Annotated in this window: 11 protein-coding genes; 9 read left to right on the forward strand and 2 right to left on the reverse strand. The window is 43.5% G+C overall.

Translation table 11 applies throughout. The features are described from left to right. Positions 1-31 precede the first annotated feature (31 nt). The 4 genes from HPK16_RS04005 (at position 32) to HPK16_RS04020 (ending at position 4554) form a co-directional block, all read left to right on the forward strand. Positions 32-679 (forward strand): YesL family protein, encoded by a 648-nt coding sequence (locus tag HPK16_RS04005; RefSeq protein WP_181675727.1) that lies wholly within the window; start codon positions 32-34, stop codon positions 677-679. Positions 680-703: 24 nt separating this feature from the next. After that, positions 704-2461 carry a sensor histidine kinase gene (locus HPK16_RS04010; protein WP_181675728.1) on the forward strand — a complete coding sequence of 586 codons (1758 nt, stop codon included), beginning with the start codon at positions 704-706 and terminating at the stop codon, positions 2459-2461. Then, positions 2436-3944, forward strand: coding sequence for a response regulator transcription factor (locus HPK16_RS04015; RefSeq protein ID WP_181675729.1), 1509 nt, complete (start codon positions 2436-2438; stop codon positions 3942-3944). Before HPK16_RS04010 ends, HPK16_RS04015 begins: the two co-directional genes overlap by 26 nt. 163 nt (positions 3945-4107) lie before the next feature. Beyond that, on the forward strand, positions 4108-4554 hold the full coding sequence (locus HPK16_RS04020) for a universal stress protein (RefSeq protein WP_181675730.1): 447 nt from the start codon (positions 4108-4110) through the stop codon (positions 4552-4554). Between the two features lie 102 nt (positions 4555-4656). Here the strand turns inward: HPK16_RS04020 and HPK16_RS04025 are convergent, their stop codons facing one another. Together HPK16_RS04025 and HPK16_RS04030 are read right to left on the reverse strand one after the other, a co-directional pair. After that, positions 4657-4890, reverse strand: a complete 234-nt coding sequence (locus HPK16_RS04025; protein ID WP_036063570.1) for an IDEAL domain-containing protein — start codon at positions 4888-4890, stop codon at positions 4657-4659. Between the two features lie 221 nt (positions 4891-5111). Beyond that, positions 5112-5381: a zinc ribbon domain-containing protein gene (locus HPK16_RS04030; protein WP_181675731.1), complete on the reverse strand. Its 270-nt coding sequence runs from the start codon at positions 5379-5381 to the stop codon at positions 5112-5114. Between the two features lie 295 nt (positions 5382-5676). Between HPK16_RS04030 and HPK16_RS04035 the strand changes: the two genes are divergently transcribed. The 5 genes from HPK16_RS04035 (at position 5677) to HPK16_RS17075 (ending at position 11766) form a co-directional block, all read left to right on the forward strand. After that, the gene (locus HPK16_RS04035) at positions 5677-6558 is read left to right on the forward strand and encodes an ABC transporter permease (RefSeq protein ID WP_425487921.1); all 882 of its coding nucleotides are present in this window, start codon (positions 5677-5679) and stop codon (positions 6556-6558) included. Positions 6559-6576: 18 nt separating this feature from the next. Further along, complete coding sequence (locus HPK16_RS04040; protein ID WP_181675733.1) at positions 6577-7551, forward strand: carbohydrate ABC transporter permease; 975 nt, start codon at positions 6577-6579, stop codon at positions 7549-7551. A 231-nt stretch (positions 7552-7782) separates the two neighbouring features. Further along, positions 7783-9243, forward strand: coding sequence for an ABC transporter substrate-binding protein (locus tag HPK16_RS04045; protein ID WP_181675734.1), 1461 nt, complete (start codon positions 7783-7785; stop codon positions 9241-9243). 195 nt (positions 9244-9438) lie between these two features. Then, the gene (locus HPK16_RS04050) at positions 9439-9804 is read left to right on the forward strand and encodes a BlaI/MecI/CopY family transcriptional regulator (RefSeq protein ID WP_036061249.1); all 366 of its coding nucleotides are present in this window, start codon (positions 9439-9441) and stop codon (positions 9802-9804) included. A gap of 6 nt (positions 9805-9810) precedes the next feature. Then, positions 9811-11766, forward strand: a complete 1956-nt coding sequence (locus HPK16_RS17075) for a M56 family metallopeptidase (RefSeq protein ID WP_181675735.1) — start codon at positions 9811-9813, stop codon at positions 11764-11766. Positions 11767-11932: the final 166 nt, after the last annotated feature.

Here is an 11932-nt window from a genome sequence, read left to right on the forward strand (position 1 = left end):
GCTCGCTCTTTCGTCGTAGGAGATGATCATGATGAATAAAGTAGAAAAAATGGATAAATTCTTCGTCGCTAGCCAGTGGTTAATCCGCTTCGTCTGGGCGAACCTCGTTTGGATGTTTCTCATCATTTTAGGACTCGGCGTTTTCGGCTTCATGCCAGCGACAGCAGCGCTTTTCACCGTAACCCGGAAATGGTCGCAAAAAGATATTGATATCGCAATCTGGCCAACAGCATGGAAAGCTTACAAAAAAGCTTTTGTCGAAACGAATCTAGCGGGGCTGTGTTTTGTAGCTATTCTTGGATTTTTATACATTGATCTCCGTATCGTTTTTGCAACAATGAATGGCTTAGCATCAAGCTTACTCTACTTTTTCTTGTTTTTCCTATTCGCGATGACGATACTTGCGATGGTGAACTATTTTTCCGTCTATGCGCATTTCATTTATCCGCTACGAGGCTACGTTATCCAGTCGTTTTTGCTCGCCTTCACAAGCTGGAAAACCTCACTGCTCCTCATCGCAGGCTTCGGAATCGCGGTCTATCTTATCGCCCAAGTCCCAGCGCTGATCCTTTTTATTTCAGGCGTTTTGCCGGCATATTGGGTGATGAAAGTCAATCTCATCCGTTTTCAGAAAATGCAAGCAAAAATCGCGGCCCAATCTGCGCAAAGTGTGGCATAATAGGGTCTGGAGGTGTTTTCTAGAATGAGTGCCAATAAACGAAAACGGCGAATTTTTCAGCGAATGTTATTGATTTTTTCCTTAACATCGCTGTTCACCGTTGGATTGTTACTATTTTTCATATCAAAGTACTATACGAACATAAAAGTCGATGCGGTGTTGCAAGAAACGAAAGCGGTTTCAGAGTCGCAATTGGTCGCTGTAGACAGGAAAGAGGCCGCGCTCGTCGCGATGACGCAGGAAATCTACAAAAATAGCGATCTTATGAACGACGTCCAGATTGCGATGACCCATGATTACGCCGATTATATCCGGCAGAACATTGATAATTACTACGCGCGGCAAGGCTTTTACAGCGTGGATTTGCAGAGTTTTCTGAGGTCTTATTTTACATATGATGAGGATGTAATCGCAGTGCAACTCGTGTCGGCGGACAAAGAATTCACGTATACTTTTCCGACGAATTACGGCAAGTGGCAACCTATTTTCGAAAAATACGGCGAGAAAAAATTACTGCAAAGCATTTCGCATAAAGATAACGTTTTCCGATTGGGTGGGAGCCTCGTGTTCAAGCAAGTCATTAATGATCCGAGTACGCTACAACCGCTCGGAACCGTGTTGATGTATGCCGATCCGGAATTCCTCGGGGATCTGGTTCCAAAAGCCAAATCAGAATCCACATTTGCCGTCCTAAATCGCTCTAAGGCAACGTTATACACCAATCACACGCTTCCTGACATCACGACTGAAAATATGGAAAACGGCTACCGTCACGGCAGCGGCTACATCCAAACCACCGAAGAACAGGCATCCGGCGTCTTCGGCCAAGTCATCATCCCAGAAAGCCAAATCGGCGGTATCCCCGTTCTCCAATGGACACTATTCGGCGTCGGAGTTGGCCTCGTCCTGATTTCCATCACCATCAACTTTTTCATCAGCAGACGCTATTCCAATCGCATTCAGGTCATTATCGACGGCATGGATCAAATGGAAAAAGGCGAGCTCCGCGCCAAGCTTCCCGTCGACGAACGTGAAGACGAACTCACGCTAATCAGTCAAAGTTTTAACAAGATGGGGGACAGCCTGAACGACTATATTAAGCAGGTTTACACGCTCGAAATCGAGGAACAGAAAGCCCAGTTGAAAGCGCTACAAGGCCAGGTCGAGCCTCATTTTCTCTACAACTCTTTGGAAGCCATCCGGATGCACGCGAGGCTGGAAGGCGCGAAGGTGACGAGCAACATGATTTACCACCTATCCACGCTCCTGCGCTACACCGCCGACAACATCGAGATGGTCACGCTCGCTGATGAAGTAGGCTACGTCCGCCAATACCTCCAATTCATGGAACTCCGCTACCAACAAGAAGTCCCGTTTTTCCTAGAAGTCGAGGAACCGTTATTGGAGCACCCGTTTTTGAAATTCACACTACAACCACTCGTCGAAAATTTCTTCAAATACGCGCGGCATGAGGAGAAACGAACGAGCCTCACATTCAGCGCAAAACGGGTTGACGACGTACTCGAAGTGAAGATGCGCGACGATGGACTTGGCATGACAGACGATAAAATGCGCCAAATACAGAGCGATTTAGCGGATGAAAAAGGGGGGCAGGGCCGTATTGGACTTGTGAATATTCACCGCCGCATCCAACTTTATTTTGGGGAACAATACGGACTCGCAATCACGAGCATCGAAGGCCGAGGCACCGAAGTGACACTGCGCGTTCCGTACACATCTGATGGGAGGAAAAACTATGTTGAAAATGCTTTTAGTAGATGACGAACCGTTGATTGTGCAGGGTTTGCAGGCAGTGATTCGGGAATTTGATGAGGAAATCGAGATTATCGGAACCGCGAAAAATGGGATGGAGGCGCTGACGCATTTCGCGAATGAGCCGTGCGACCTCGTGATTACGGATATCAAAATGCCAAAAATGGACGGTTTGCAGCTGATTGAGGCGTGGAAAAAGGAGCAACCCGAGACGAAATTCATCGTTTTGTCGGGATTCCAAGAATTTGAGTATGTGAAACGAGGACTCGCCATCGGGATTGAGAATTATTTGCTCAAACCGCTAAACGAGACGGAGTTACTTGAGACAATTACGCAAATTAAAGAGAAAGTGGAAGCTGATTTTCAAGCGACAGGGGACGATGAGGCGTACTATATTTTGCGGGATAATGCGCTGTGGCGTTGGTTGAACGACCGAATTGGGATCGAGGATTGGAAGGAACGGATGGCGCTTTATAAAATGCCACTTGCCAAAGAAATGAGGACGGCGCTTGTGTGGATTCAGCCGATGTATGGGCAGGTGGATCGGACGGCAGACGGCTGGCATAAGCTACAGAGCCATTTGCGCGCGGAATATCCCTTCATGTTACTGAATCCAGAAGAAGAACTACTCATCGGTTTGATGGCAGAGGATGAAGCCGGAATCGCGGCGCAGATCACGACGGTGTACGAAGAAATTGGCGCCCTCATCGGCGTGGAACAATGTTTCTTTTTGATGAGCGAAGTCGGCACCGGGACGGCCTATTTCCCCAAAGCATTCCGAGGTCTCGAACAACTACTCCAAGAACGCCTCGTCTCCTCACCAGGCACGCTCATTTCAGCTGATAAAATTCTACCGCATCGCTGGCGCCCGAATTTCAGCCAACACCAACTAGCGCGCGCCCTGGTTTTGCAGGAAAAAGAAAAGACGCTGACATGGCTCGACAATTTTTTCACCGAATGGGAGGCGCACCTTTACGAAAGCGACCCACATCAAGTCATCCGCGTGCTCAGTGAAGTCGCGCTGATGATGTCTGAATCCGACCCAGAGCAACTTTTAAAAGCAATCCGCAGACTCGACGGCGCAGCAACACCGTGCGAACTCAAAACAACGATGCTCGAGCTCATCCACCCATTTTTCGATCGAAATCAGCACGACGACAACAGCAAAAGTCCGATTATCCAGAAAATCATTTCCTACGTCACGGAACATTTCACAGAGGGCATGTCGCTGAAAACGCTAGGCGCCAAATTCCACATCAACGCCGTCTACCTCGGTCAACTTTTCCAAAAAGAAGTCGGCAGCCATTTCACAGACTATTTAAATCAATACCGCGTCAACCATGCCAAAGAAGTTCTGATGACAACAAAGCAACCCGTGACAGTAATCGCCGAGGAATCAGGATACACCGACATGGCTTATTTTTACCGACAATTCAAGAAATATACTGGCTACACCCCGAACGGCTTCCGCAAAAAAGAGAAAGTACAATAACAAAAAACGCGTCTCGGCTTACAAAGTGGGGCGCTATTTTTAATATAGGTGGAATTTGCTAAGTTCAAAACGCCGAGCTATAATTGACATAGTATATGAAAAGCAAGGCGTAACTATAGTTAGGGCAGTCTAGATTAATATAAAATAGGAGAGTGAGTGAAGTATGATGGCAGAAACAAAGATAAAGCAAATTTTGGTGGCGTTTGACGGATCAGAACAATCGAGGGACGCATTTCAAGAAGCGGTCAGGATTGCGAAATTCGAAAAAGCGAGCCTGACCTTCCTAACCGTAATAACGGAAATTATGCCAAACGACGATGAACTTTACTTGCAGCTGGATGTGCGCCCAGAGATCGACGACATCTACCGAGCGCTAGCAGAGAAAAGATTAGAGACGATAACTGCTGACCTCGATAAAACGATTCCTTACAAAAATGAAGCAGTGCATGGCGACGCGAAACGAAGCATTGTAGAATACGCGAAAGAAAACCAAAGCGATCTAATCGTAATCGGCGCAACAGGAAGAGGAGCGCTTGAAAGAAGACTCATCGGCTCAACAACGGCATATGTAGTTAATCATGCACCATGTAACGTGATGGTAGTTAAATAAAAATAAGCGAGGTGTGGTCACTGTGTAAGTGACCACACCTCGCTTATTTTATCATAATATCAAACTATTCCTAATTTTAAAACATCTACTTAGATATCCTTATTACATACTCAGTTGCTCATCTTGCAATCGTTTCATCCGAGTAGTCAAACGATAAAAACGCCGTCTATTTTGAGTTTCCAAAGCAAGATCAATCTCGTTTTGGATCCGTTCCATCCGTTGTTTTTGTGCGAGCATTGTCATGAAACAGTCGATGAACACATCCATAACGATTCTTTCATTTTCTAGCTCCTTGTATTGCTGGGACATTGCTTCAGATATTTTCTTGGCAGACATGACAATCACTCCTTCAAAGTATATTTTCTAAATTATTAATAGACAATACCACCTTAAAAGAAGGATGAAACATTTAATGGAAAAATATTTAGGATAGTGGCACTTAAATCGCATGGATTCATACGTATCTTCTCAAATTACATTTACGTTAATATAAGAGTTTCAAAAAGGCGTCCACCTGATGCGAGAACGCCTTTTTGTGATATTTACTGCTTCGCGTCTTAACGCCAACGCTCTAGTTTTTTCAAGAATTTTTTAGTATACATTTTATTGAGGAAAAACTTCCCGACTTTACTCATGTCAGACTCCTGAAATCCCTTTAAGCTTATTTCATAAAACTCATCAAATGTTGCGTCAGGATTTTTCCATTGCCCCATTTCATAACATTTCAAACAATATTTCTCCGAGCGCGTTCCATCTTTTTCGGTACCAAATAATTCAGGTTTATCCATAGGCATGCCGCAACTTTGACACTGTGGTGTTTTCGCCATTATTCATCTCTCCGTTTCTGTAGTATCAGTAGAACTGTACATGTCATTTTTGTTTCAATAAGAGAAGTATAGCGCACTCTCCATCTAGACACAATAGGCAAACGTAAAATGAATCGTTTTCTCGTGTCCCGCCAATCAGAATACTAATTTTGTCCACAAATCTATATTTCCCCCACTATTCGCACCACCTCCAAAAAGGGTACACTTAAGATGTTGAAAACACTTACAAAAGCGGGGGTGACACGAATTGAAGAAGTTCTTCAAAAAGCTCTACGCGAATAAAATCTGGTTATTCATGGTTTTGCCGGGAGTCGCATGGTTTTTAATCTTTGCGTATTTACCGATGTTCGGAACTGTGATTGCCTTTAAAGATTACCGCGTAGATGGAAACGGTTTCATATCTAGTCTGATGAGCAGTGACTGGGTAGGGTTAGAGAATTTCAAGTTTTTATTTAGAACAGATGATGCCTTTATTATTACGAGAAACACCGTACTTTATAACTTAGTCTTTATTATCGTGGGGCTCCTTTTGGGCGTTGCTTTGGCGATCGTCTTTAACAGTCTCGTGAACAAACGCATGGCAAAAGTTTATCAAACCGGGATGCTATTTCCGTATTTCTTATCTTGGGTTGTTGTGAGCTATTTCCTTTACAGCTTCTTAAGTGAAGATAGTGGACTACTTAATTCCTTGATTGTCTCCTTCGGCGGCGATCCGATTTCGTGGTATAGCGAACCGAAGTATTGGCCCTATATCTTGATTTTCATGAACATTTGGAAAGGTTTGGGCTATGGGAGTATCGTATATCTGGCCGCAATTGCCGGTATCGATCGGAATTATTACGAAGCCGCGATGATCGATGGCGCTGGCAAATGGCAACAAATTCGCCACGTGACGATTCCAGCTTTAACCCCACTAATCATTATTTTAACGATTCTAAATGTCGGCAAAATTTTCAACTCAGATTTCGGTTTATTCTACCAACTTCCGCGAAACTCAGGTCCTCTTTTTCCAGTAACGGATGTTATTGATACATACGTTTACCGCGGTTTGACATCGCTTGGAGATATTAGTATGAGCGCTGCGGCGGGGCTTTACCAGTCGATTGTTGGCTTCATTCTCGTCATGCTGACAAACTATATCGTGAAGAGAATCGATCCAGAATATGCACTATTTTAAAAAACGGAGGCGAGTTAATTGGCAGAACAAATCGAAAAAGTTGAGCAGTTAGAGCAGGTCAATGGCGACCTCCGCCTGCCGAAAAATGGTAAACGTAAAAAACCAGATGTCGTGGATTTCGGTCCAAATATGAACGTAGCAATGAATATTTTACTCGGATTTCTCGCGGTGCTCTGCGTCTTTCCGTTCCTTTACATCATTGTTATTTCGTTCAGTAGCCAAAATTCGCTGGCAACAGAAGGCTTCCGACTCATCCCAAGCGAGTGGAGCACGGAAGCATATAAGTATCTTTGGAATATGAAAGGTCAACTGCTGCAATCCTACGGCGTAACCATTGTCGTCACTGTAGTCGGAACGATATTCAGCGTATCGATGATTGCCTTATACTCATACGCGATTTCCCGAAAACAGTTCGCATACCGCAAGCAATTCACCTTTTTAGCCTTTTTCACGATGCTATTTAGCGGCGGAATGGTACCAGCGTACATCGTCATGACCCAAGTACTCCAACTAAAAAATTCAATCTGGGCACTGATTCTGCCCCTAGCAATGAACGCGTTTTATATCATGATTATGCGGACCTTTTTCATCCGCTCGATTCCAGAACCAATACTCGAAGCCGCGCGAATCGAAGGCGCCAGCGAACTACGAATCTTGCTAAAAATTGTGTTGCCGTTATCGTTACCAGGAATTGCAACGATTGCCCTATTTAGCACGCTCGGCTATTGGAACGACTGGTTCAACGCCTCACTTTACATCGACAACCCGCAACTAGTCCCACTCCAATCCTTGTTGATGAAAATTGAAAACAATCTAGAATTCATGCGTCAAAATGCCGACATCGCGTTCACATCAGGAGCCCTTCAAGGAATTCCCCAAGACGGCGCAAAAATGGCGATGGTAGTTATTTCAACCGTCCCAATCGCGATTACGTATCCATTTTTCCAAAAATACTTTATAAGCGGACTAACTATCGGCGGCGTAAAGGAATAGCCCAGCGGGCTGAGAAACGCTCATCTGCGTCGTTAAAGATTCCGTTCCGGTGCTCACGTACAAGTCGTACGCTCCGCTTCGGTACTCATCTTTGCCTAGCATCTAACCATTTCTCAGCCCGCTGGGGTTCGGCGATGCAAGGCTGATTTGGAGTACAAACAGTTAAAAAAATTATGATAAAATAGGGTTCTGGGCAGCGCTCGGAATCCTGATGAAAAGGGAGGATTTTTGATGAAGAAGAAATTGTTTCTCGTTATGATTTTGAGTTGTGTGATGTTGGTTATGGCGGCTTGTGGTAGTGATAAATCGGCGAGCGGAGATAGTGAAGTCACGCTGAAATGGTATATGATTGGGACGCCGCAGAAGGATAATGATAAGGTGATGAAAGAGGTCAACAAATATACGCAGGAGAAGCTTGGTTTTGGCGTGGATATGACGCAAATCGACTGGGGCGACTACGGTAGCAGAATGCAAACGATGATTAATTCGGGCGAAAATTTTGATATCGCTTACACTGCTGCCGGGGAATTTGTAACGTATTCTCAAAAAGGCGCATTCATGGATATTTCGAAGTATCTCGATAATGAAGGTAAGAAAATGAAAGCCGAATTGAACAGCCAACTTTGGGAAGGCGTGACGATGGACGGAAAAGTTTATGGCGTGCCTTCCAACAAAGAAATTGGTGAGCAGCAAGTGTATGTTTTCAATAAAGACCTTGTTGATAAATACAAAATGGACGTCTCAAAAGTCAATTCATTTGCCGATCTTGGCCCGCTTTTGAAAACAATCAAGGAAAATGAGCCGAACATCACGCCGATTGGTGGGAACAAGGATTTTAAACCGGTAACGCCGTTTGATTATTTGATTGACTCTGCGGTTCCGCTTCCATTTGCGGTGGATGAGTACAATGATACAGGCAAAATAGTGAATTTTTATGAGCAGCCTGAAACGATGAAAATTTTGAAAGATTTGCATGGTTTTTATAATGATGGCTATGTGAGTAAGGATATTGCGACGTCGACCGATCCGTGGTCTTACGAGAAGGAAAACTGGTTTGTGCGCATTGAGAAATATCAGCCGTACGCGGAATCGATTTGGGATAAGCAGACGAATGGTCAGTATAAAGTAGTGACGCAGCCAATCATGAAAACGCCAATTGTGAAAAATAGTTCTGTAACCGGAGCGATCCAGGCGGTATCGGTAACATCGAAACACCCGAAAGAATCGGTGGAGTTCTTGAATTTGCTGAACACAGATCCGTATTTGCGTAACCTAGTTGATAAAGGAATCGAAGGGACGCATTACAAGGAGTTAGCGGATGGCAGTATTGAGGATTTACCAGCACGTGTGGAGCGTTATTCGATGCCAACCTACGCGCTCGGAAATCACTTTATTTTGAAACGTTATTCGGATGAGCCGAAAGATAAGTGGGAGAAATTCAAAGAGTTTAATGAGGAATCAAAAGCATCGCCAGGACTCGGATTCTATTTTGATTCGAAAAATGTCCGCACAGAAATCGCCGCGATAACGAACGTTTGTAATGAATTCGGGCCGGCACTTCTAACTGGGACAGTGAACCCAGATGATTACATGCCGAAATTCAAGAAGAAATTGAACGACGCGGGAATGAAAACGGTGATGGTGGAGATGCAGAAGCAGTATGATGCGTTTAAGAAAGAGAATAAGGAATAAGGATGAGCATAATGAAAAGGTAATGGAATATTAGATAGACCGACTAAAACGCTAAGTCGTGGTTCGATAGCCTCTATCAAACCACGACTTTTCTGCGTTCTAAAACTAATTTCCAAACAAATGCTTGACTTTTAAAAACTACAACTGTAGAATGTAATTAACGACAGATGTAGAAAATGAAAGGAGGGGGAAGAAATGAAGCGATTACCAGATGCAGAGTTTGAAATTATGAAGGCTGTTTGGAAAAGCTCGCCGCCAGTTTCGACGAATGAAATCATCGCGGTGCTGGATGGTGATAAACACTGGAAACCGCAGACTGTTCTTACTTTATTAGTGCGCTTGATTGAGCGTGACTTTTTAGAGAGTGAGAAAGTTGGGCGGGAAAGGGTTTACACGCCGATCGTTACCGAGGAGATGTATCTTCAATCGGAGACGGAGCAGTTTATGGATAAGCATTACAATAATTCGCTGGTGGGCCTCGTTAACACGCTGTATAAGGGCGGCGATATGTCAGATGATGATATTGACGAGCTAAAAGACTGGCTTTCAAAAAGGAGTTGATAAGATGTGGGGAGAATAACATATAACATACTAGAAGCATCCATTACAATGTCCATTATCATCGTGTTAGTATTACTATTTCATCACTTCTTTGGTAAGAAATATTCAGCAAAATGGCGCTACTATATTTGGTTTGTCGTGCTAATCGGATTGCTACTACCATTTCGATTCGAGTTTGAAAAGGCTTTGATTGAAGCGCCGATTATTACGGCAACCAGCGTGAGCGAGCCACCAGTGACGGATACTATGGATGAAATAACGAACGTTAATCAGGTAGCGACAACTGTGGCGCCAGCGTCAGAGCCGTTTTGGACGCTACCAGTTATATTGTACAGCGTTTGGCTTATGGGATTTCTTATTTTTCTAGGCTATAACATTTGGAAACACTATAGCTTTTTGCGAATGGTGAAAAGATGGACAACGCCAGTAACGGACGCCGCTATTTTAGCATTATTTGAACAGGAGAAACGCAATGTAGGGGTGGATTCAAAGCGCATTGGTATACGTATGTGTAAATTTGAAATCAGTCCGATGCTCATTGGTTTCCGAAAGCCAACGATTTTATTACCGGAAAAACCGATTGATGCAGAGGAAATGGCTCTCATTTTGCGACATGAACTGGTACATTTTAAACGCAAAGATTTATGGGTGAACGCAGCACTTTTAGTTGCAACAGCGATCCACTGGTTCAATCCGTTTGTATATCTGATGGGTAAAGCGTTCCAAAATGACTGCGAAGAATCTTGTGATGAAAGATTGCTAACAGGTGAAGATATGGAGAAACGAAGAACGTATGGTGAAGCTATTATTGGCCTGATAAGAAATAAAGATGTAAGACAAACAGCACTATCAACTAATTTTTATGGAGGTAAGAAAACATTGAAAAATAGACTAACATCAATCATGGATACAGGTAAGAAGAAAGCAGGCGTGGCGGTACTTTGTCTAGGAGCTACAGCAGCGGCAGTTGTACTATCAGGAAGCTTATTCTTGAACCAAGGTAGCGAAAAAGCGGAAGCCTCAGAAATTTCAGCGGCACGTGCTAAGCAAATCGCCTTAGCAGAAACAGGCGGCGGAACGATTGTGAAGTACAGCTTGGATTATGAAAATGGCAAGAAAATGTATGATATCAAAATCGTGAACGGTAACACGGAGTACGAAATGGATATCAGCGCAACCGACTCAAAGATTTACAGTTTTGAGAAGAAAACAATAAAAGCGGCAGCAACAAACTCTGCACTCAAAGTAACGCCAGCAAAAGAAATCACAATCGAAAAAGCTAAGCAAATCGCGCTAGCAAAATCAGGTGGCGGAACGGTTACAAGCGCGAAAGTGGATTATGAAAATGGCAAGAAAGTCTTTGATATTAAGATTACAAATGGCAATGTGAAGCATGAAATGGACGTTAACGCAACGGATTCAAAAATTTACAGTTACGAAAAAGAAACAATCAGAACTGTAGCTAATAACAATAACGGCACGACAAATAATAAGGCGCAAACAACAACGCCGAAAACAACGACACCACCGAAAACTAGTACTACAACACCAAAAGCAACAGAAATTTCAGCTGCAAAAGCGCAACAAATTGCACTTGGAAAAACGGGTGGCGGACGTGTTACGAAATCGTATGTTGATTATGAAAATGGCCGTAAAGTATACGATATTACAATTGTGAACGGCAACTATGAGTATGATTTGGAAATTGGCGCGACGAATTCCGTTGTATATAGTTTTGATAAGGAAGTAATCAACAGAGCTACAACACCGGCGCCAACAAAGCCAACAAAACCGTCTACTAGTGGAAACGCATCTAGCAACAATAATAGCACATATAACAACTATGATGATGACGATGATCGTTATGATGATGATAAATATGATAAATATGACAACGATGACGACGACAAATATGATAATGATCAAGACGACGATAATGATGATAGATACGATAACGACTAATATCAAAATCGAGTAACAACAATAAAAAACATCTAATTAATTCCTGTAAATGGAGTGTTAGATGTTTTTTGTTATGGTGTCATTGATGAGAAATTGTTGTCTACCCTGCTTTTTGTTAAAGGCCAGTTCTTGAATGGAACACGCTATTTTAACGGTAGGCCTGTCG

Source organism: Paenilisteria rustica (assembly GCF_013820765.1).
Lineage (GTDB): Bacteria > Bacillota > Bacilli > Lactobacillales > Listeriaceae > Listeria_A > Listeria_A rustica.